At 61.0% G+C, this 20421-nt stretch carries 15 protein-coding genes and 1 tRNA gene; 7 read left to right on the top strand and 9 right to left on the bottom strand.

What is annotated here, in order from left to right; all coding sequences use genetic code 11:
- Positions 1–28: 28 nt before the first annotated feature.
- The 3 genes from CAF87_RS05040 to CAF87_RS05030 all read left to right on the top strand — a co-directional run bounded on the left by CAF87_RS05040 (position 29) and on the right by CAF87_RS05030 (position 3460).
- Positions 29–754, top strand: coding sequence for a response regulator (locus CAF87_RS05040; RefSeq protein WP_085730984.1), 726 nt, complete (start codon positions 29–31; stop codon positions 752–754).
- Positions 751–2085, top strand: a complete 1335-nt coding sequence (locus CAF87_RS05035; protein WP_085730985.1) for an ATP-binding protein — start codon at positions 751–753, stop codon at positions 2083–2085. The genes CAF87_RS05040 and CAF87_RS05035 overlap by 4 nt, the downstream gene beginning before the upstream one ends.
- Before the next feature lie 79 nt (positions 2086–2164).
- On the top strand, positions 2165–3460 hold the full coding sequence (locus tag CAF87_RS05030; protein WP_085730986.1) for an OprD family porin: 1296 nt from the start codon (positions 2165–2167) through the stop codon (positions 3458–3460).
- A gap of 1 nt (position 3461) precedes the next feature.
- On the opposite strand, the gene CAF87_RS05025 is transcribed toward CAF87_RS05030, so the two are convergent.
- The 9 genes from CAF87_RS05025 to fdnG all read right to left on the bottom strand — a co-directional run bounded on the left by CAF87_RS05025 (position 3462) and on the right by fdnG (position 16235).
- The gene (locus tag CAF87_RS05025; protein ID WP_256575999.1) at positions 3462–3833 is read right to left on the bottom strand and encodes a phospholipase D-like domain-containing protein; all 372 of its coding nucleotides are present in this window, start codon (positions 3831–3833) and stop codon (positions 3462–3464) included.
- 39 nt (positions 3834–3872) lie between these two features.
- A complete protein-coding gene (locus tag CAF87_RS05020) occupies positions 3873–7091 on the bottom strand; it encodes a DEAD/DEAH box helicase (protein WP_085730988.1) in 3219 nt (1072 codons plus the stop codon).
- A gap of 89 nt (positions 7092–7180) precedes the next feature.
- Positions 7181–7276 (bottom strand) — tRNA-Sec (locus tag CAF87_RS05015).
- A gap of 6 nt (positions 7277–7282) precedes the next feature.
- The gene (gene selB, locus CAF87_RS05010; protein ID WP_085730989.1) at positions 7283–9202 is read right to left on the bottom strand and encodes a selenocysteine-specific translation elongation factor; all 1920 of its coding nucleotides are present in this window, start codon (positions 9200–9202) and stop codon (positions 7283–7285) included.
- Positions 9199–10605 (bottom strand): L-seryl-tRNA(Sec) selenium transferase, encoded by a 1407-nt coding sequence (gene selA / locus CAF87_RS05005; protein ID WP_085730990.1) that lies wholly within the window; start codon positions 10603–10605, stop codon positions 9199–9201. Before selA ends, selB begins: the two co-directional genes overlap by 4 nt.
- Before the next feature lie 48 nt (positions 10606–10653).
- Positions 10654–11580 carry a formate dehydrogenase accessory protein FdhE gene (fdhE, locus tag CAF87_RS05000; RefSeq protein ID WP_085730991.1) on the bottom strand — a complete coding sequence of 309 codons (927 nt, stop codon included), beginning with the start codon at positions 11578–11580 and terminating at the stop codon, positions 10654–10656.
- A gap of 3 nt (positions 11581–11583) precedes the next feature.
- Complete coding sequence (locus CAF87_RS04995) at positions 11584–12237, bottom strand: formate dehydrogenase subunit gamma (RefSeq protein WP_085730992.1); 654 nt, start codon at positions 12235–12237, stop codon at positions 11584–11586.
- On the bottom strand, positions 12234–13169 hold the full coding sequence (gene fdxH / locus CAF87_RS04990; protein WP_085730993.1) for a formate dehydrogenase subunit beta: 936 nt from the start codon (positions 13167–13169) through the stop codon (positions 12234–12236). The genes CAF87_RS04995 and fdxH overlap by 4 nt, the downstream gene beginning before the upstream one ends.
- Complete coding sequence (gene fdnG, locus CAF87_RS04985; RefSeq protein WP_139831707.1) at positions 13170–16235, bottom strand: formate dehydrogenase-N subunit alpha; 3066 nt, start codon at positions 16233–16235, stop codon at positions 13170–13172.
- Between the two features lie 219 nt (positions 16236–16454).
- Here fdnG and CAF87_RS04975 point away from each other — a divergent pair, with 219 nt between their 5' ends.
- From CAF87_RS04975 to CAF87_RS04960, 4 genes are all read left to right on the top strand, one after another.
- Positions 16455–17609 (top strand): MalY/PatB family protein, encoded by a 1155-nt coding sequence (locus CAF87_RS04975; protein WP_085730995.1) that lies wholly within the window; start codon positions 16455–16457, stop codon positions 17607–17609.
- A 90-nt stretch (positions 17610–17699) separates the two neighbouring features.
- On the top strand, positions 17700–18557 hold the full coding sequence (locus CAF87_RS04970) for an SDR family oxidoreductase (protein WP_085730996.1): 858 nt from the start codon (positions 17700–17702) through the stop codon (positions 18555–18557).
- A gap of 22 nt (positions 18558–18579) precedes the next feature.
- Complete coding sequence (locus tag CAF87_RS04965) at positions 18580–19923, top strand: sodium:proton antiporter (RefSeq protein ID WP_085730997.1); 1344 nt, start codon at positions 18580–18582, stop codon at positions 19921–19923.
- Between the two features lie 53 nt (positions 19924–19976).
- Positions 19977–20414 (top strand): hypothetical protein, encoded by a 438-nt coding sequence (locus tag CAF87_RS04960; protein WP_256575982.1) that lies wholly within the window; start codon positions 19977–19979, stop codon positions 20412–20414.
- The last annotated feature ends 7 nt before the right edge of the window (positions 20415–20421 follow it).

Raw genomic sequence — 20421 nt, 5'->3', positions numbered from 1 at the left:
AATGGTTTTAGATGCCCTCTTTTGATTCATGGATCCTGCAAACGTGAGCAGACTGCTGATCGTCGATGACGACGTGGAAATTCTGTCCCTGCTGAAGAAGTTCTTCGTTCAGCACGCCTACGAAGTCGACGTGGTAACGGATGGCCAGGCCATGTGGGCGGCCATTGACCGGGCGCGGCCGGACACGATCATTCTCGACCTGATGCTGCCGGGTGAAGGCGGTTTGAGCCTGTGCCAGAAAATCCGCGCGCAGATGGGGATCCCGATCATCATGCTGACGGCCATGGCCGAGCTGAGTGACCGGATTGTCGGTCTGGAACTGGGAGCCGACGATTACCTGACCAAACCCTTCGCGCCCCAGGAATTGCTGGCTCGGGTGCGTGCACTGCAACGCCGCGCCGGCGAACATGGCCACCGCACCAGCGAGCCCGCACGCCCGGTCATGACTTTCGCCCGTTGGCACCTGGACATTACCTGCCGCGAGCTGCGCTCACCCGAGGGCGTGATGATCCCGATGTCCAGTGGGGAATTTGATCTGCTGCTGGTCTTTCTCGAACATCCGCAACGGATCCTGACCCGCGAGCAACTGATCGACCTGACCCACGGCCAGGGCCACGACGCCTTTGATCGCAGCATCGACGTGCAGGTCAGCCGCTTGCGGCGCAAGATCGAACCGGACAGCAAACGCCCCGACCTGATCCGCACCGTGCGCAATGGCGGCTACATGTTCACCGCCAAGGTCGGCCGCTCATGATCGGTCGACTCTTGCGTCGCGACACCCTAAGTCGGCGGATCGCCCTGACGATTGTCGCGGCCATGCTCGCCTCGCTGGCTTTCAATGCCCTGTTCGTGCAGGTTGCAGGCATCTGGGCCCGCCCGCCCATCGAGCGCACCGGATTGCTGGAACGGATTGCGGCGAGTGCCCGGGTGATCGAGGCCGCCCCCGCGCAATTGCGCCCGCAACTGGCGAGTGCCGCCAGCAGCCCTTCGCTTGAAGTGGTGTGGAACGCGCAGCGCAGCGAATTCAAACTGCCCGGCGACGGCGCAGCGGTCGAGACTTCGAAAGTCCCGGCGTTGGAACAATTGCTGGGCAGTCACCGGGAAATCGAAGTGTTCAACCCCGATGACTGGCCGCCAGGCAGTGTCCAGGCTCACTATGTCGCCCTCATTCCCTTGACCGATGGCAGTTGGCTGTCCTTCACGCCGCCGGAGCGCAGCTGGGGCTTGACCCTGAACGCTCGGATCGCGGTGATTGCTTCCCTGGGCCTGATCGCCACCTTGCTGGTTGCCTGGATCGCCACACGCCAACTGGCCAATCCGCTGCAACGCTTTGCCGGTGCCGCCAGGCGTTTTGGCGTCGACCTGAACGCACCGCCCATCGAGATCGAAGGGCCCCACGAAATCCGCCAGGCCATCATCGCCTTCAACGCAATGCAGGCGCAGATCCAGCATTTCATCGGTGAGCGCACGCATATGCTCGCTTCCATCTCCCATGACTTGCGCGCGCCGCTGACCCGGATGCGCCTGCGCAGCGAATTCATGGAAGACCTGGATCATCAGCAGAAACTGATTCGCGACATCGAAGAAATGCAATCGATGATCAATGCCGCCCTGGCGTTTTTCCGCGAAGGCACACAGCTTGAACAACCCACGGCGTTCGATTTGTCGGAACTGCTGCAAACCATCCTTGACGACTACCGCGACCAGCACGTCCTAATCGACTTCAATGGCCCGGCCCACCTGGTCTACGACGGCCGGCCCCTGAGCCTGAAGCGGGTGATCGTCAACCTGCTGGAAAACGCCGTGAAATACGGCGACCGCCCGCGCATCGCACTCAGCCGCAACGCGCACTCGATCTGCATCGAAGTCTGCGACGAAGGACCGGGCATTCCCGAAGAGGCGTTGCAACGGGTGTTCGACCCGTTCTTCCGCCTCGAAACCTCGCGCAACCGCGAAACCGGCGGCGTCGGCCTCGGCCTCTCGGCAGCCCGTGCGATTGTCCGTGAACAGGGTGGTGAACTGACCTTGAGCAATCGCAAGGGCTCGGGGCTGGTGGCGAGGATCGAGTTGCCGGTTGTCGACTGACTCAGCACATCCACTCAATCATTCAGAGGTAACCCGCACGACAATCCGGCGACATTCCACCATCGCCGGTCACTGACACATGAAAGGTTTCTCGCCCTCGGGTATCACGCTGGCCTTGCTGCTGGGCGGCGTCGCCAACACAGCATTGGCCAGCGGTTTTCTGGATGATGCCAAGGGCGAAGTGCTCAGTCGCAATTTCTTCCTGAGCAATGACTACCGCTCGCCCTCGCCCAGCGGCAAGAACTACAAACAGGAATGGGCTCAGGGGTTTATCGGCACTTTCGCATCCGGTTTCACCGAAGGAACTGTCGGTTTTGGCCTCGACGCCCACGCCTTTTATGGTCTGAAACTGGACGGCGGCCGGGGGCATTCCGGTACCGGTCTGTTGTCGGTGGACAGTGATGGTCGCAGCGAAAGCGACTATTCCAGCGCCGGCGGCGCCTTGAAACTGAAAGCCTCGCGCACCACCCTCGTCTTCGGCGAAATGACCGTCGAGACGCCGGTGTTCGACACCTCGGACAAACGCCTGCAACCGGAATACGCCACCGGGTTTCTGCTCAACAGCCGTGAAATCGATAACGTCAATCTGGTGGCCGGGCATTTCACCGCGTTCAAGAATCAGGACAGCTCATCCGGCCAAGGCGACTTCCAGGGCTACGGCGCCAACACCAAGGCCGGCGGAATCAGCTTCATCGGCGCCGAGTTGTTCAGTGACAGCCCGGTCGGCGGCGCGCTGTACGCTTCCGACCTCAGCGAAACCTGGCACCAGTACTACGCCAACCTGCATTTCAAACAGTCCGGCGTACTGCTCGACGCCAACGTTTACCACACACGCGACACCGGGCAGGCACTGGCCGGGGAGATCGATAACACCGCGTTCAGCCTCTCGGGCAAATACGCCTTTGGCCCTCATGCGGTGATGCTCGGCTGGCAACGCATCAACGGTGACACACCGTTCGATTTCGTCGGCGGCGATTCGATCTATCTGGCCAACTCGATCAAATACGCCGACTTCAACGGCGCCCACGAGCGCTCGTGGCAAGCCCGCTATGACCTCGATCTCGGCGCGTTTGGTATTCCGGGACTCAACTTCATGACCCGCTACGTCTCCGGCAGCCACATCGACGGCACCCACGCGCCCAAGGGTGGCGCCTACAACCCGTTCGACCCGGACAGCGGCCAGTACCAGCCACAGCAAGGGGACGGCGGCAAACACTGGGAGCGCGATATCGACCTGCGCTACATCGTCCAGTCCGGCGCGGCCAAGGACCTTTCGGTGCAGCTGTCCCACGTCTCGCACCGGGCCAACAGTGCTCAGGCGGGGGATGACATTGACCGGATTTATGTGGTGATTCAGTACCCGTTGGGCATTTGAATCAGCGTATCGGCGATGGCCCCTCGTTACGGCTTGCGATACGCGATTTCAATTGATTGATCAACGCGGGGTCCCGCAACTCGACACTTGTTTCCCGACGTAACGCCAGCGGAGTGCCCGTGGAGATTTCGCAGTAGCGGTAATAACTGTGTGATAGCCAGTTCCAGCTTCCAACCATCGCAAGTTGATCATCCACCATCAGGATTTTCTCGTGCGTACCTTCGGGAAGGCGGATAACGTTCTCGGCGCCAAGCTTGTTTCGATAGGCTTTGATCAAGCCGATTTCACCGTCATCGGCATTGGGATGCTCGATATGGTCATGTCCGTAGTAGACCTTCACGTCAACACCACGCTGCTGCGCCGCTTGAAGCAGTTTGAGCGGTGGGTGGTTGGGACTGATGCCCTGGCGAATTCACGGCACCACCGCAACGAAAGAGCGCTGACTGGACGTTATAAGCGATTCGAATGCCTGGATGTGCTCGCAATCGAAATAATGCCGGATGCCACCCGGCGCGACGCCGGTAAACGACGGGCTCTGATGCTCCATGCTGACGAAAAACGAGGCAGAACAGGCTCGCGCCATTTTCTCCAGTGATTTGCCGGCGTTTAACAAACGGTGCTGATTACCGACAACGATAAATTGTTGCTTGGCCCGCGATACGGCGACGTTCAACAGGTTGGGCTTGCCATTCTGGAACTGATCGCGATCGGTTCGTTGAAAAATCACCGGTGAGTAAATGATTACCTCGAAACCCACCCCCTGAAACTGGTGGACCGAGCCGATTTTCAGCGCCTTGCGCTGGGCGAGTCGCTCGCCATAGGTCTTGATCAACAGGTTTTTCTGATTCGAGTACGGAGTGATGATGCCAACGTCTCGGGCAAGGTCGTAGCCTGCGCCCTCCAGTTTGTCCAGCAACAGCCCGATTGCCTCGACTTCATCCTGATTGGTATTGGGCAGCGGCCCCTTACGGCCTTCGACGCCATAGAACATCAGATTGAAACCGCCCATCTTGTCGCAGGCCGCCTGGATTCGCGGTTCAGCGGGCTGGGTACATACCTGGACTCCGTGATAGCCGGCGATTTGCATGAACAGTTCGGCGATGGCCGGTCGGCAACGCCGATGCTCGTCGAGAACAATGCCATCGCCCATATCGTCCACTGCGCCGGAAAAGGTCCCGGCGGCGCGATGGTAGGCGGTCACGAGCATCGGTGACACCGCTTCATACAGGGTGTTGTCGGCGAAGTGTCGATCCTTGAGCTTGCCGGCCATGGCCGAGCCCAGCGTACGGATCGGCTCGATCTGCAGCGGGTCGCCTACGACAATGCTTCTCTCGCTTCGTGCCAGTAAAGGAACTAGCGATTCCGCTGAAACCATCCCCGCCTCATCCACCAGACTCAGTGCGTAGGGAGTGAACCCGTTGAGGTCGGCGAGTTTGTATCCAGGCAGTTTCTGCACCGATGCCAGCGTCGAGGCCATGACCGGATAAGCAAGGCTGATCAACCGATAGAACTCTTGCAGCTTGTCCTTCCATTTGTAAAAGCCGCTGTCAGTCTGGCCGTCGAGCATATTGCACCAGAGCGATAACGCCTGCCCCAGCACGTCTTTCTGCCGGAGCAACTCCTGCCAGAGATAGTCAATAGCGTGTTCGAACAGCGAGCGCTGTTGTGCGATGAAACGCAGCCGCAACACTTCTATCCAGTCGCCTTCCGGGAACTCGGCGTTAAAGCTGTCACGGGCCGCCTCGTAGCGATGCCACTCGCTGGAGCGTTGTATGACCTCGGCAATGGCCTTGATCAGCAGCTTGAGCGACGCCTCCCTCGCGGGTTCGGGCGGCCCCTGCCTCAAGGTTTGAAATACGTGCTCGGCATTGCCGGCACTGAAGACGTCACCTCGATTGCGCGCCAGTTCTGCCAGGTGGGCATGATCAAGGCCATCGAGCCCATAGGCCGTCATGTCAACCGGGCAATTCTTTTTCAGGTGATCACGCGCACGGGCATATTTGCGGCGAGACATCCACGCACGCAGCGATGCCATGAAGCCTCTTGGGTAGTCGGAAAAATGGTAGTGGAGTGTTTCACTGAGTTTGCTCTCGAGCCACGGCTGATAGACCATCTCCTCAAATGGGGCATCAATGAGTTTCGCGTAACTGCGGGACAAGTGGTCTTTGGCTTGCGTGTATCTGACTTTATCGACTGCAAGCGCCTCCAGTGCGCCGTTGCAGTGGCTGGTTAAAACACGGTAATCCAGCGACGGCTCCTGATGGTCGATCATGCCCAACGCTTCGCTGCTTTCGCGCACGTCGCGTATCAATGCGTCCAGTCGCTCGCGAAAGCTTTCGGGCGAAAGTGCCGAAAAGGCTGAGCGGGCATCCTCGAAAGCTGCAAGCAATCGCAGGAACTTGACGTGAACACCATCAATCGTTTGCTTGATCGCGACGACCCGGTCCGCCAGGGCTTCCTGCTTTTCCTTGTCGTAGGATTGCTCGTCGAGCTTGCGTAGAAGCGCGTGCACCCGATCGATTTCAGAGGTGACCTGTGCCTTGTCCCCACACAGGAAATAGAACCACTTGAAATCATTCAGGCAAGGGTCGTCACGCAAATCGTCAATGACGTTCTCCACCGCTTTTTTGGCTGTCGAAGTCACGACCACACCGAGGTTTCGGTCTTCCCCGGCGATACATGCCAAGGCCCTTTCGACGATCCGGCTGGCGATCAATGATTTGAACAAAGTCGTTTTACCTGTGCCAGGCGCCCCTTGTACTGCCACCAACGGTACGCCGCTGGCAACCTGGGTCAACGTTTGCATCTGCCCCCTGCCCAGCGGGTATTTGCGCTCGAACAGGCCGTACGGAAAACGTGAATACTGATGGCGCGACGCAGGGTTGCCGAGCGAACGTTGCAATATGTAGCGCTGCAAGAGCGGTGAGGTTTTCAGGTCAGGCCGTTCAAGCAGAACCTTGTAGTCCTTGAGTTGCTCACGAGAGTTGAAGTCGCTGATCACTGGCGGGCAGATCAGCCCGGTAATGGCTTTTTCCAGGTGCACATCGGCAACATCGTTACGGATGGTCTTCAACCCGGCAAGGCGATGATTGATCCAGGCCAGAAACGTGCGGAACACCGCGACGAAGGTTTCTCCCTGTTTTCCTGTGCAGGCAGCTGCCAGGCTCATCATGTGACGCTCGGCGCCCAACTCCTGAATATCTATGTCGAGATAGGCCCGAAACGCGTCAATATCGGGCACCACTTCAATCCCTTGCTTGACCGGGACACACAGACTGAATTCAGGTTGGGCATGCCAGTCATCAGGCAATGAGTAACGGAAAAGCGGAACAAAGAACGCCTGTTTTCCCTCGATCACACGCAGCAGCGGAAAGCCGAGTTGCAGTGCTTCAGACTGAGTCGTGCCCACCTCGCTCTCTTTGACATAGCGCTCTGCGAGCACTCGTGTCTGCTCGGCGGACAGTGAGAACCGGAATCCCTTGGAGTCTTCTTCGACATTGTCTGCCGAGAGCCTGACGTGTTGTTCCTGATAGACATCGGTTTCTTTCACCCGACTCTTGGCCAGGCCTGTCGCTTCGACAAAAGCACACCAACCGCGAAGTACGTCCATGTCTTGCTGATTGCCTTGCATTGATCCATCCGAACCTGAAGCGAAAAGAAGAGTGATTCTACGGCAGTGGCTTATTGATGGCACCCTCAAGCTTGATTCGAACAGATAATTGGCGGAAGGCAGCCGGAGTCGAACCTGCCCGGGAACGGATGCCGTCCCCAACCGGGTTTGAAGCCCGGCCGCGCCACCGGGCGCGATTGCCTTCCTTGAACTCAGTCGACGCTGGGGTTGGCCAGCGCGTTGTCGTAGCGGATCTGCCGACCCTCGCCGAGACGCCGGGTCAGGCCGAGGCGATCGAAGTATTCGAGGATCTGGATACTGCGTTTGCGTCCCAAGCCTAGCGCATCACGGAACGCCGTGACTTGAATCGGCGGATTTTCTTCACCCAGGCGCAACAACACCGACGCCATCTGCAGCAAGGTGATGTCGGTGAAGAACAGATCTCGCACTACCTGATGCATCATGCCCAATCGCGCTAATTTGCGTAGCAACAGCCGGACAGTGGCGTCTTCCTGGTTCACGGCTTTGGCCACATCGCGCACCCAGGGCGGGTCGAAACCGGCCTGTTCAAACAGCGGCTGCAACGCCTGCCACAGGGTTTCGTCGTCGGCATTCAGGCGCACCTGATGGTCCGGCAAATGCAGCCATGGACCGCTGGCGGTGAGCGAGCCGGCGCTGCGCAGTTCTTCCAGCAGACTGATGAAGGTTGAGTGCTCGATGTTCAAGCCGCTGAAACGCCGCAGACGATCACGATCCGGGCCCATCTGGTCGGGCTCCAGTTCATGGAAACGCGCCAGTTGTTCCAGCAAGGTGAACTTGAGAATTCCCCAGCGCTGGGCGTTGAACAGTACCTGGCCCTGACGGGTTTCGATCAGACGGACGTTGTCCGGCAGGAACCAGCCCTCACGCGGACGGTTGAACTGACGCTCCAGACGCTGCGAATCAATGCCGCTTTCGCTGTTCTCCAGCAGCGTTGGCAGCGCTTGCTCGAGGCTGGAGCTGATCGCCAGCGCCCGCAATTGCGCCAGACGCCCGGGGCTGCGCCGTTGCCGGGCCGGGGCGAACGGGTCGAGCAACTGACCGCCGCCGAGCGTGCGCTGGGCGCTGGGGTCGCGCAGGATCAATCGATCGCCCTTCACGCCGTGTACCGGGACATTGGTCAGCAGTTGCGCGAGCATGCGCTCGCCCGGAAGCAGCCGTGGTCCCTCGAGCAACGCTACGCGGGCGATCACGTCTTGCGTGCCGAGGTGAAGATGTACAGGCTGAAAGTGTTCGAAGGTGCGCGTCTCATCGGGCAGCAGTTGGAAGTCGACGTCCAGGCGTTGAGTCGGTGCGAACAATCCTTCGGCGAGCAGCCATTGCCCGCGATGGATGTGCCCGAGTTCCAGGCGATCAGCGCTGATGTTCAGGGCTACACGTTGGCCGGCAAACGCCAGTTCTGCGGGTTGATTCTGCGCGTGAAGCCCCCTCACCCGCACCGTTTTACCCGACGGCCCGAGGAGCAGTTTGTCGCCCACCGCGACCATTCCCGACAGCGCCGTGCCCGTCACCACAATCCCGGCGCCGGACACACTGAACGCCCGGTCGATGGCCAGACGAAATCCGCCCTCGCGACTGCGCTTCAACACCTCACTTTGCGCCCTTAGCAACGTTTGCCGCAGGGCCTCGACGCCCTCACCCGTCACGCTTGAAATCGCGAGCATCGGCGCACCTGCAAACGGACCGGGCGCCAACAGGTGTTCGATTTGCCGGCGAACCTCCACCAACCTGTCCGCCTCTACCCGATCACATTTGGTAATCGCCACCAGCGCTCGGGGAATGCCCAGCAACTCGACAATCGCCAGATGCTCGCGTGTTTGCGGCATCACGCCGTCATCCGCCGCGACCACCAGCAACACCAGATCAATGCCCTGGGCGCCGGCGAGCATGTTGTGGGTGAATTTCTCGTGGCCCGGCACGTCGATGAACCCGGTCAACCCCGCTCCAGGCGCCAGTTCGGCATAGAGATAACCGAGATCGATGGTCATGCCCCGCTCCCGCTCCTGCGGGCGGCGGTCACCGGATTGCCCGGTCAGGGCCTGAAGCAGCGAGGTCTTGCCGTGGTCGATGTGCCCGGCGGTGCCGACGATCATGTCTGCAACTGCCCGAGTTGCGCCAGCCACGTCGGTTCGTCGTCGAGTTGCCGCAGATCCAGCCATAGCGCGTCATCGTCGATGCGTCCGAGTACCGGGATCGGCAACTGGCGCAACGCGGTCTGCAGATTCAACAGCGAGCGCCCGCGCAGGCGTTTCGACACTTGAGGGCGGGCACACAATGCCGCGCTTGGCAGCCGCGCCACCGGTTGGCTGCCGCTGCCGATCATGCCCAGTGTTTTCTCCGCCGCCACAGTCCAGGGTTCGCCGAGCACCTTGGCCAATGCCGGTTGCAGACGTTCAGCCTGGGCGAAGATGTCATCTTGCGGACGGGTCAGCAGGCGCAAGGTCGGCAACCGCTCGGCCAGACGATCCGGATCGCGATACAGCCCGAGCACCGCTTCCAGCGCCGCCAGTGTCATCTTGTCGACCCGCAAGGCGCGTTTCAGCGGGTTTTTCTTGATCTTCGCAATCAGATCCTTGCGCCCGACAATCACCCCGGCCTGCGGCCCGCCAAGCAGTTTGTCGCCGCTGAAGGTGACGATGTCCGCGCCATCGAGCAGTGCCTGACGCACCGTTGGCTCCGCCGGCAGGCCCCAGCGGGTCAGGTCCAGCAGGCTACCGCTGCCGAGGTCTTCGAGCAGTGGCAGACCATGACGATGGGCCAGCTCCGCCAGTTCAGCTGTTGGCACCCGGGCGGTAAAACCCTCGATGCTGTAATTGCTCGCATGCACACGCATGATCAAACCGCTACGCGGACTGATCGCCGCTTCGTAATCACGGGTATGGGTGCGATTGGTGGTGCCGACCTCGTGCAGACGCACGCCGGCCCGGGCCATGATGTCGGGAATGCGGAACGCGCCGCCGATCTCGATCAGTTCGCCGCGAGAGATGATGCCTTCCTTGCGCGCGCCGAGGCTGTTGAGGGTCAGCAGCACCGCGGCCGCATTGTTATTGACCACGGTCACGGCTTCGGCACCGGTGAGTTCGCGGATCAGGCCTTCGATCAGGTCGTCGCGGTCGCCACGCTTGCCGCTGGCCAGGTCGAATTCGAGGTTCAAGGGATAGCGGGCCGCCAGATGCACAGCGTCGATGGCTTCTTCCGGCAACAGCGCACGGCCCAGATTGGTGTGCAGCACCGTGCCGGTCAGGTTGAACACCCGTCGCACCTGACTGCGCTGTTGCAGCGCCAGACGTTCGGCAATCCTGCCGGCCAAGGCTTCAGGGCTGATCTCGACGGCGGAGAGCTGCCCCGCCACGACCGAATCGCGCAAGTCGTCGAGCAACTGACGCAACATCGCCAGCAGCGCCTCGCGCCCGTGTCGCTCGGCCACGGGCTGAAAGGCGTTGTGACGCAACAGACTGTCGATGGAAGGCAAACGCTGGGCAACACTGGCAGGCATCAGACGCTCCGGATTAAAAGCCGTTGCGCCAGAGTGTAGACGCTCGGCTCATTCGTCTCCGGGTGCCAGCAACAGATTCGGTGCCAGGCGCTGATAACCGTCCTGGGCCAGGCGCATATCCAGCAGCAGACTGCTCAGGTCCGCCGACAAGGCTTCGGCCTCGGCATCGTTCTCCAGATACAGTAGCTTCAAATAGCTGTTGCATCCCGGGCAGACCTCGGCCCGTAGCGGCGCCTGATTGGCAGCGTGGCGGTCATCTTCCAGGCTGAGGTATTCCAGCCCCTTGCTCTGCTCGCAATACACGCATTTGACCCGCACCACATGCCATTCGCAGGCGCACAGCGAGCACACCAGATAACGCAAGCCGTTGTGCTTGCCACGATGGCGGATCACCCCGGCCATGGCCGGTGAACCACAGGCCGGGCACTGGCCGAGGCTGTTGCCGGGCGCCAGTTGCAGGTTTGGTGTGCTCAGCAACCAGTGGCTCCAGGCCGTTTGCAGCGCTGCGCCGAGAAACGGCACCAATGCCGCCGGCACCAGCGAATACTGGCCGCTCACCAGCGCCACCGCCCAGGCCCGCAACTGGCCGGAACTGGCAACCCGCAACGACGTGACCGCATCGGCAACGGCGGGTTGTTCCGGTGTACCGTAGCGTTGCAGCAAGGCATCGAGATACGCCTGCCAGCCGTCCTCGCGGATCAGGGTGTCGGCGGCGAACGGCGGCATGCCGTGTTGCCGGCAGACTTCAAGCCGTTGCTCATCAATCGGGGCGTTTGAAGGCGGATCGTCGAGGACTTGCTGTTGCACGCGGCACAATCCGGCGACCAGACGCAGGTAATCGGCCAGCGGATGCCCGATCGCCAAATGTTCCAGACGTTCGGCGCGCAGCGTGAACAGGTTGCGCGGCGGCAAGTGCAGAAACGGCGGCGCACTGGCCGCCGCTTCGATTTCCCCGGGTTCAAGAATGGTTGGCAAATGTCAGCCCTTTTTGGTGATCGGTCGCTCTGGCGGATCCTGGGATTCCACTTCGCGATACCAGAGTGCGTGATGTTTTTTCGCCCAGGCGCGGCTGACCCAACCGTGCAGCATCGCGTCCACCGAGCCCTTGATCCAGATCCCGGCATAGATGTGCACGATGATGCTGAGGATCAGCACAAACCCGGCCAGTGCATGCAGCAACATCGCCCAGCGAATCGTGGTGATGCCGAAGTAATGACTGAAGTACGCGCGCCAGATCACCAGCCCCGTGAACAACAGCCCCAGCATGCACAGCAGTAAAGTCCAGAACAGCATTTTCTGCCCGGCGTTGTACTTGCCTACCGGCGGCACCGTTTCCTCGTCGTTGACCAGCACCCGGTCAATGCGCCGCAGCCACTTCCAGTCATTGTCGATAAAGAAGTTCGAGCGCCAGAAACGGAACACCAGGCCGAGGAAAAACACGAACATCAGCACGCCCATGAACGGGTGCAGAATCCGCGTCCACGGCCCGCCGCCGAACAGGTTGGTCAGCCAGAACATCGACGGATGAAACAGCGCCAGTCCCGAAAGCCCGGCCATGAAGAACAGAATCGCCACCAGCCAGTGGTTGGTGCGCTGGTTGGCGGTGTAGCGCAGGATCGTCTTGTTGCTCATGGCCGGCCCTCCCCGCGTGGATCGAAGGTGTGCACCGCCGGGTCGACCACGTGTACCGAGGTGTCGGGCGGTTCCGGATGGTCATCCTCTTCGGTGCGATTCGGGCCGATCCGCACGTAATGGAAGAACCCGGCCAGCACCGCAGCGCCCATGGCCAGCAGGCCAAGCGGTTTGCTGATGCCTTTCCACAGGCCCACCAACGGACTGATCGCCGGATTCTCCGGCAGGCCGGCGTAGATCTTCGGCGTATCGGCGTGATGCAGCACGTACATGACATGGGTGCCGCCGACGCCTTCAGGATCGTAGAGACCGGCGTTGTCGAAGCCACGGCTCTTCAGGTCAACGATGCGTTCAGCGGCGTGGGTTTTCATGTCTTCCTTGCTGCCGAAGACAATCGCCCCGGTCGGGCAGGTTTTCACGCAGGCCGGCTCCAGCCCCACCGCCACGCGATCCGAACACAGTGTGCATTTGTAGGCCTTGTGGTCCTTCTGCGAGATGCGCGGAATGTTGAACGGGCACCCGGTGATGCAATAACCGCAACCGATGCAATGGTCCTGATCGAAATCGACGATGCCGTTGGCGTGCTTGATGATCGCCCCCGGGCTCGGGCACGCCGCCAGACAACCGGGCTCGGCGCAGTGCATGCAGCCGTCCTTGCGGATCAGCCACTCAAGGTTGCCGGCGTCGGTTTCGTGCTCGGTAAAGCGCATCAGCGTCCACGACTCCGCGCTCAAATCCTGCGGGTTGTCGTAGGTGCCATGGTTGTGGCCGACCTCGTCGCGCAGCTCGTTCCATTCCGAGCACGCAACCTGGCAGGCCTTGCAGCCGATGCATTTGGTGGTGTCGATCAGCTTGGCGACTTCCTCCTGATTGCGCACCGAGGGTGCCGGCGTTGTCGTGGCCGAGCGGGCAATGATGTCTTGGCTGGCCATTTATAGTTTCTCCACGTTGACCAGGAATGACTTGGATTCCGGGGTCTGTGTATTGCCATCGCCGAGGAACGGCACCAGGGTGTTGGTCAGGTAGCCGTGACGCGTCAGGCCGGTGAAGCCCCAGTGCAGCGGGATGCCGATCTGATGCACGACCTGACCGTTGACCTGCAACGGCCGGATCCTTTTGGTCACCACCGCCACCGCTTCAATGAACCCGCGTTTACAGCTGACCCGTACCCGGTCGCCGGCAGCGATGCCCTTCTCTTTGGCCAGCACTTCGCCGATTTCCACGAACTGCTCCGGTTGGGCAATCGCATTCAACCGGCAATGTTTGCTCCAGAAGTGGAAATGCTCGGTCAGCCGGTAACTGGTGGCGGCGTACGGGTAATCCTTGGCCACACCGAGGCTGTCCCACACCGAATCGAAGATCCGCGCCGCCGGGTTGCTGGTGGCTTTCTTGTTTTCGGGATGCAGCGGGTTGATGCCGATCGGCGTTTCGAACGGCTCGTAGTGCTCGGGGAAAGGCCCTTCGTTCATCTTGTCGACGGCGAAGAACCGCGCCACGCCTTCGGGGTTCATGATGAACGGGTTCATCCCGGCCTCCGGCGGCACGTCGGCCTTGTAGTCCGGCACGTCGGTGCCACCCCAGGCCTTGCCGTTCCACCACACCAGACGTTTTTTCGGGTCCCAGGGTTTGCCCTGCATGTCCGCCGAAGCGCGGTTGTAGAGAATCCGCCGGTTGGCCGGCCAGGCCCACGCCCAGCCTTGGTGCTGATGCATGCCGTACGGATCGGCGTTGTCGCGCCGGGCCATCTGATTGCCGGCCTCGGTCCAACTGCCGCAGAAAATCCAGCAACCGGAGGCGGTGCTGCCGTCATCCTTGAGCTGGGCGAAGGCGGCCAGTTGCGAATTGCCCTTGATCGCCGCGCCCGTGGCGTCGGTGAAGTCAGTGGTGGCGTAGCCGTTGACCTCCTTGGCGATTTCTTCCGGCGACGGTTCTTCCGGGATCTTGTACGGCCAGGAGAGTTTGAGGATCGGATCGGGATAGGCGCCGCCCTCGGTCTGATAACGCTGACGCAGACGCATGAACAGCTCGGTCATGATCCGCACGTCGGTGCGTGACTCGCCCGGGCCGTCGGCGCCTTTCCAGTGCCATTGCAGCCAGCGACTGCTGTTGACCAGCGAGCCGTCCTCTTCGGCAAAGCAGGTGGTGGGCAGGCGAATGACTTCGGTCTGGATGTCGGCGCTTTTCACATCGTTGTACGGCCCGACGTTTTCCCAGAACTGCGAGGTTTCAGTGGCCAGCGGGTCCATCACCACCAGCCATTTCAGTTTGGCGAGAGCAGCCATCACCCGGTTCTTGTCCGGCAGCGCGGCAATCGGGTTGAAGCCCTGGCACATGTAGCCGTTGACCTTGCCCTGCCCCATCAGATCGAACACCTTGAGGATGTCGTAGTTGGGGATGTCGAGTTTCGGCAGGTAATCGTAGGCCCACTGGTTTTCGGCGGTCGCGTTGGCGCCGTACCAGGCTTTCATCAGGCTGACGTGGAACTTGCTGTAGTTCTGCCAGTAGGACAACTGGCCCGGCCGCAACGGCAATTGCGTGCGTTTCTTGATGTAGGCGTTGTAGTCCTGCTCGGCGTCGGTGGGCAGGGTCAGGTAACCTGGCAACGAGTTCGACAGCAACCCGAGGTCGGTCAGGCCCTGAATGTTCGAGTGCCCGCGCAAGGCGTTGACCCCGCCGCCGGGCATGCCGACGTTGCCCAGCAACAGTTGCACCATCGCCGCGCTGCGGATGATCTGCGAGCCGATCGAGTGCTGGGTCCAGCCCAATGCGTAAAGGATGGTCATGGTCTTGCCCGGTTGCGAGCAAGTGGCGATTTCCTCCCAGATTTTCTTCATCGCATCGACCGGCATGCCGCAGATCTGGCTCGCCAGGTCGATGTTGTAGCGGCTGTAATGCTGCTTCATCAATTGATAGACGCAGCGCGGGTCCTGCAGGGTCGGGTCGACTTTGGCAAAGCCGTCCTCGCCCAGCTCGTAACCCCAGCTGGATTTGTCGGTGTAGCTGCGTTTGGCCGCGTCATAACCGGTGAACAGTCCGTCCTCGAAGCCGAAACCGGCTTTCACAATGAACGACACGTCGGTGTAGTTGCGCACGTATTCGTGCTGGATCTTGTCCTCGGTCAGCAGGTAATTGATCAGCCCGCCCATGAACGCGATGTCGCTGCCGGTGCGAATCGGCGCGTAGTAATCGGCCACGGACGCGGTTCGGGTAAACCTGGGGTCGACGACAATCAGCCGCGCCGCATTGTGCGCTTTGGCTTCGGTCACCCATTTGAAGCCGCATGGATGCGCTTCAGCGGAGTTGCCACCCATCACCAGGATCAGATTCGCGTTGGCGATATCGGTCCAGGTGTTGGTCATGGCTCCACGGCCGTACGTCGGGGCAAGACTTGCCACCGTCGGGCCGTGTCAGACACGCGCCTGGTTATCGAACCCCAGCATGCCGAGACTGCGCACCACCTTGTGGGTGATGTAGCCCGCTTCGTTGGACGCCGCCGACGCTGCGAGGAAACCGGTGGTCAGCCAGCGGTTCACCGTTTGCCCCTGGGCGTTCTTCTCGACGAAATTGGCGTCGCGGTCGGCCTTCATCAGGTCGGCGACGCGGTCGAGGGCTTCGTCCCAGGTGATCCGGGTCCATTCGCTGCTGCCGGGCTTGCGCACCTGTGGGTACTGCAGGCGGCCCGGGCTGTGAATGAAGTCCAGCAGGCCGGCGCCTTTCGGGCACAGGGTGCCGCGGTTGACCGGGTGGTCGGCGTCGCCCTCGATATGGATGATGTTTTGCGCAACGTTCTTCGCGGCATCGCCCTGGCTGTACATGATCAAACCGCAACCGACCGAGCAATACGGGCAGGTGTTGCGGGTTTCATGGGTGTGGGCAAGCTTGAAGTGGCGCACCTGCTCGGCGAAGGCCAGCGTCGGGGCCATGCCCAACGCGCCCAGGCTTGAGCCTGCAAGGCCGATACCGGCGACCTTGAAGAACTGACGACGGCTGAGATCCATCGTGCACTCCTGATCAGGTGGAACCCGGTACTTGAGCCGGGTTTTTTCTGGACATTCACGGTGGCGGCAAGCGAGTGCCGACTTTTTCACTGTAGACAACGGCGCCGTGGTCTGTGTGAAAACCGACCGTCGGCCATTCGTCGGTCACAAGTTCGCTCCCGCAGGGGCTGGAGGTTTATCATCGCCGGCACGACCCATCTCCGCCCTCAGAGACCGCGCATGACTTTCGATTTTGATCAGGTATTCGACCGCCACGACACCGGCAGCACCAAGTGGAGCCGCTATGCGGCCGATGTGTTGCCGATGTGGGTCGCTGACATGGATTTCGCGGCGCCGCCGGTGGTCATCGAGGCGCTGCAACAGCGTCTGCTGCACCCCTTGGTCGGCTACAGCGTCGCCCAGGACAATTTGCGCGAGGCCATCGTCGCCGACCTCTGGAACAAGTTCGCCTGGCGGGTCAAACCGCAGGAGCTGATCTTCCTGCCGGGTGTCGAGTCGGGTTTCAACATGGCGCTCAAGGCGCTGGTGCAGCCACAGCAGAATGTCGTGGTGCAAACCCCGAACTACCCGCCGCTGCGCCATGCACCGGGCCATTGGGGCCTGAACAAGGTCGAGCTGGAATTCAACGCCCGGGCCGACGGCACCTACGCCACACCGCTGGATGCCTTGCGTGAATCCCTGACCGGTGGCGGCGCCTTGCTGCTGAGCAACCCGCACAACCCGATCGGCAAGGTCTTCGATCGTGAAGAACTGCAAGCGGTGGCCGACATCTGCGTGTCGCAGAACGCCTGGATCATCTCCGACGAAATCCACGCCGAGCTGTGCTACGACGGTCGCGTGCACATTCCGACCGCGTCCCTGAGCCCGGAAATCGCTCAGCGCACCATCACCCTGATGTCGGCGAGCAAGGCCTACAACATTGCCGGCCTCAAGACCTCGTTCATGATCATTCAGGACACCTCCCTGCGCGAGCGGGTCAACCACGCCCGCTGCGGCATGGTGGACAGCGTCAACCCGCTGGGCATGGAAGCCACCCGCGTGGCGTACAGCGAAGCCGGGCCGTGGCTGAAAGAACTCAAGCACTACCTGCAAGCCAACCGTGACTGGCTGGTGGACGCGGTTCGCAGCCGCCTGCCGGGTGTGACGATCAACGTGCCGCAGGGCACTTATCTGGCGTGGCTCGATTGCTCGGCCCTTGGGCTGGACAATCCGCAGCAGTTCTTCCTCGAACAGGCTCGCGTCGGACTCAGCCCGGGCATCGATTTCGGTGACCAGAGCCAGCAGTTCGTGCGCCTGAATTTCGGTTGTCCGCGTTCGTTGCTGGAAGAAGGCATTGCGCGGATGGAACGCAGTCTGGCCGCACGCCAGGCCTGAATCCCGTAGAGGTCATCGTCAATCCGATCGAACTCATGGCAAAGATGCCGAGTCAACCGGCCACACCTGCCATGAACCCGGAGATTGACGATGACCGACTATCCCACCCCACCGTTTCCGCAACAGGCGCAAGCCGTACCCGGTTCCCAACGCAAGATGGAGCCGTATCCCGATTGCGGCGAGCAAAGCTATACCGGCTCGGGTCGCCTCGCCGGCAAGATCGCCCTGATCACCGGCGCCGACAGTGGCATCGGTCGCGCCGTGGCCATCGCCTTCGCCCGTGAAGGCGCCGATGTAGCGGTCGCCTACCTCAACGAACACGAAGATGCCCGGGAAACGGCACGCTGGGTCGAGCAGGCCGGGCGTCAGTGTCTGTTGCTGCCGTGCGATATCGCACAGAAAGCCCACTGCCAGGCATTGGTGAACCAGACCGTTGAACGCTTCGGCCGCATCGATGTGCTGGTCAATAACGCCGCGTTCCAGATGACCCACGAAACATTCGAAGAAATTCCCGATGACGAATGGCTGATGACCTTCGACGTCAACATCACTGCGATTTTCCGTCTGTGCCAGGCGGCGCTCAAACACATGGGCCGTGGCGCCTCGATCATCAACACCAGTTCAGTCAATTCGGACATGCCCAAACCCACCCTGCTCGCCTATGCCACCACCAAAGGGGCGATTGCCAACTTCACCGGCGGTCTGGCACAAATGCTCGGCCCTCGTGGCATTCGCGTGAACTGCGTGGCACCGGGGCCGATCTGGACCCCACTGATTGTCTCGACCATGCCGGACGAAGAAGTCCAGCACTTTGGCGAGCAAACGCCGCTCGGCCGGCCGGGACAACCGGTTGAAGTCGCGCCGATCTACGTGCTGCTCGCTTCGGACGAGGCCAGCTATATCACCGGGCAGCGCTATGGGGTCACAGGCGGCAAACCGATGCTCTGACGGTCACGGCGGTCCATGAACCATGAGCTTCATTATCTGGGTCACAGTGCTTGGTGCGGTTCTGCTGATCCTTGCGCTGACATCGTCCTACCTGCGCTGGCTGCCGGTCACAACCTCGGCTGTGTGTCTGCTGCTCGGCATCGGTATCGGGCCGGGCGGTCTCGATCTGTTGAAGCTGCCGCTGGAGCAGGCATCCTCATGGATGGAACATCTGACCGAAGTCGCGGTGCTGTTTTCGCTGTTCGTCTGCGGCTTGAAGCTGCGTCTGCCGCTGCGCGACAAACGTTGGCGGATCGCCTTCGGCCTGGCCGGGCCGGTGATGGTGCTGACGATCATCGGCGTCAGCCTGCTGCTGCATTACGGTCTGGATCTGGGCTGGGGGCCGTCGTTGTTGATCGGCGCGATTCTGGCGCCCACCGACCCGGTATTGGCTTCTCTGGTGCAAGTCAATGACGCGCGAGACATCGACAGTGTGCGCTTCGGACTGTCGGGTGAAGCCGGACTCAATGACGGGATTGCCTTTCCGTTCGTGATCCTTGGGTTGTTGTGGCTTAAGGGCGATGGCCTGGCTGCCGAGTGGAGCAACTGGATAACACATGACGTGCTGTGGGCGGTTCCTGCCGGATTGCTCACCGGCTACTGGCTGGGTCGCGGGATCGGACGGGTTACCCTCGCCTTGCAGCTGCGCAACGAAGACAGCACGGTAAGCCCCAACGATTATCTGACCCTGGCCCTGATTGCGCTGGCCTATGTGGTGGCTGACGCCATTGGCGGCTACGGCTTTCTGTCGGTGTTTGCCGCAGGGCTGGGCTTACGCCAGGAGGAAGTGAAATCCACCGGTGCCAGTGAGCCGCCGGCTGAACATCTGGTTCAACCGGTAGTCGGCCATCAGCACGTCGAACCGCAACACGCCGTGCATGGCGATACCGAACGGCTGGAGGACAGCCAAGTGGCCGCCGGGATCATGATGGGCGACATGCTCGCCTTCGGCAGTCTGGTCGAGCGGGCGATGGAAGTGTTTCTGGTCACCCTGCTCGGCGTGGTGCTCGCTACGCACTGGGACTGGCGGGCGCTGTGGGTGGGCGGCGTTCTGTTTCTCGTCATCCGTCCGCTCTGTGTAGCGCTGATGCCGTGGGGAACGCTGCTGAAGTGGCGTCAGCGGAGGCTGATCGGATGGTTCGGCATTCGTGGCATCGGCAGTCTTTTCTACCTGTTCTATGCCCTGAATCATGGGCTGAGCGACACTGTGGCGAGCCAGTGCACTGACCTGACGTTATCCGTCGTGTCGCTGAGTATTTTGCTGCACGGCATCAGCACGCAGCCAGTCCTCACCCGCTACGAGCAGCTGAAGGAACAGGAAACATGATGAGTGCGAGCTACTTGCCTGCACGGAAACATCAAGAATCCTTCTCAAAATAAATGGATCCCTCGCCGTTTGCCCGCAGTCACAACCTTAACGCCTCGTTGATTTCGATCGGCGAGGTTCGACAGGCTCGCTTCTCCTCTGCGGCAATGAATGCCCGGCACGTGGAATCTCGAAAAACAAGGCCAAAGGTCATGAAAGAAGGCTCATCAACATTCGCGAAAATCAAGGCTTGCAGAACCCTCGCGCTGGAACGCAACAGGGCTCTGTTCGAAGAGGCCCGGGCGCTCAATCGCAAGGCCAACGAATTACTGGAAGGTGAGAATCTGGATATCGAGCAATTCGAACGCTATCGGGCCGTGCGCCGCAAAGCCGACCGGCAATTCGAAGACGCGATAGATCATCTGAGCGTGCTGAACGAAGATTTCCCGCCTCTTCAAACATCGTCGCCCAATGCCGGTGGTCCGCGCCGCGAGCTTGAAACCCGGCTCTGAACCTCCC

Origin of the sequence: Pseudomonas sp. R38(2017) (assembly GCF_002112395.1) — a bacterium.
Taxonomy (GTDB): Bacteria; Pseudomonadota; Gammaproteobacteria; order Pseudomonadales; family Pseudomonadaceae; genus Aquipseudomonas.
This window is presented reverse-complemented; position numbering and strand designations above follow the sequence as displayed.

Excerpts from the sequence above, each read along its gene's own strand:
- CAF87_RS05040 (WP_085730984.1), top strand. The coding sequence starts at position 29 with ATGGATCCTGCAAACGTGAGCAGACTGCTGATCGTCGATGACGACGTG.
- CAF87_RS05035 (WP_085730985.1), top strand. The coding sequence starts at position 751 with ATGATCGGTCGACTCTTGCGTCGCGACACCCTAAGTCGGCGGATCGCC.
- CAF87_RS05030 (WP_085730986.1), top strand. The coding sequence starts at position 2,165 with ATGAAAGGTTTCTCGCCCTCGGGTATCACGCTGGCCTTGCTGCTGGGC.
- CAF87_RS05020 (WP_085730988.1), bottom strand. The coding sequence starts at position 7,091 with ATGCAAGGCAATCAGCAAGACATGGACGTACTTCGCGGTTGGTGTGCT.
- selB (WP_085730989.1), bottom strand. The coding sequence starts at position 9,202 with ATGATCGTCGGCACCGCCGGGCACATCGACCACGGCAAGACCTCGCTG.
- selA (WP_085730990.1), bottom strand. The coding sequence starts at position 10,605 with ATGCCTGCCAGTGTTGCCCAGCGTTTGCCTTCCATCGACAGTCTGTTG.
- CAF87_RS04995 (WP_085730992.1), bottom strand. The coding sequence starts at position 12,237 with ATGAGCAACAAGACGATCCTGCGCTACACCGCCAACCAGCGCACCAAC.
- fdxH (WP_085730993.1), bottom strand. The coding sequence starts at position 13,169 with ATGGCCAGCCAAGACATCATTGCCCGCTCGGCCACGACAACGCCGGCA.
- CAF87_RS04975 (WP_085730995.1), top strand. The coding sequence starts at position 16,455 with ATGACTTTCGATTTTGATCAGGTATTCGACCGCCACGACACCGGCAGC.
- CAF87_RS04970 (WP_085730996.1), top strand. The coding sequence starts at position 17,700 with ATGACCGACTATCCCACCCCACCGTTTCCGCAACAGGCGCAAGCCGTA.
- CAF87_RS04965 (WP_085730997.1), top strand. The coding sequence starts at position 18,580 with ATGAGCTTCATTATCTGGGTCACAGTGCTTGGTGCGGTTCTGCTGATC.
- CAF87_RS04960 (WP_256575982.1), top strand. The coding sequence starts at position 19,977 with ATGGATCCCTCGCCGTTTGCCCGCAGTCACAACCTTAACGCCTCGTTG.